This is a genomic window from Streptomyces sp. NPDC058195, assembly GCF_042883525.1.
GTDB lineage: Bacteria > Actinomycetota > Actinomycetes > Streptomycetales > Streptomycetaceae > Streptomyces.
In genome coordinates this window covers 1-1,000 of sequence record NZ_JBHVVM010000087.1, presented here as the reverse complement: position 1 = coordinate 1,000, position 1,000 = coordinate 1, and the positions used below count along the sequence as shown (strand labels likewise).

1 protein-coding gene is annotated in these 1,000 nt (G+C 74.1%); it reads left to right on the top strand.

What is annotated here, in order from left to right:
- Positions 1 to 1,000 (top strand): beta-ketoacyl synthase N-terminal-like domain-containing protein (locus ACFVWY_RS35655; protein WP_389879058.1); only part of this gene is annotated, 1,000 nt, incomplete at both ends.

Below are 1,000 nucleotides of genomic sequence, written 5' to 3'. Positions count from 1 at the left end.
CCACCCTCGACGCCCTCGCCGCCCGCCGACAGGCAACCGGACGCCCCGCCACCTCCCTCGCCTGGGGACTCTGGGACGAAACCAGCGGCATGGGCGGCACCCTCACCGAAACCGAACTCGCGCTGCTGACCCGTACGGGCATCACCGCCCTGCCCGCCGATCTCGGGCTCCGCCTCTTCGACCAGGCACAGCAGACGGGTGCCGCCCTGCTGGCACCCGTGCTGTTCGACCAGTCGGTGCTCCGCGCCCAGGCCAGGTCCGGGCTGCTCCCCGCCGTGCTGCGCGGACTCGTACGGATGCCCGCGCGCCGCACCCAGAGCGTCGGCGGCTCCCTCGCCGAGCGCGTGGCCGCCGCCGCCGAGGCCGATCGTCCGCAGATCGTCCTGGACCTCGTGCAGGCGCAGGTCGCGGCCGTACTCGGCCACGCCTCGCCGCAGGGCATCGATCCGGAACGGGCCTTCAGGGAGCTCGGGTTCGACTCGCTCGGTGCCGTCGAGCTTCGCAACCGCCTCACCCAGGCGGGCGGAGTCCGGCTGCCGTCCACGCTCATCTTCGACCACCCCACCCCGGCGGCCGCGGCCCGGTTCCTGCTCGCGCAGGTCGTCGGCGCGGAGCCTGCGCGCAAGCCCGTCGTCCGGGTGGCGCAGACCGGGGCCGAGGACGAGGAGCCGTACGCGATCGTCGGGATGGGCTGCCGCTATCCGGGCGGCGTGAACTCCCCCGAGGAACTGTGGCAGTTCGTCGCCGAGGGGCGGGTCGGGGTCTCCGAGTTCCCGCAGGACCGCGGCTGGGACCTCGACGGGCTCTTCGACGAGGACCCCGACCACGCCGGGACCTCGTACGCCCGCGAAGGCGGATTCGTGCACACCGCCGGGGAGTTCGACGCCGGGTTCTTCGGCATCGGGCCGCGCGAGGCGGCTGCCGTCGACCCGCAGCAGCGGCTGCTGCTGGAGACCGCCTGGGAGGCGTTCGAGGACGCCGGCATCGACATCACCCGCCT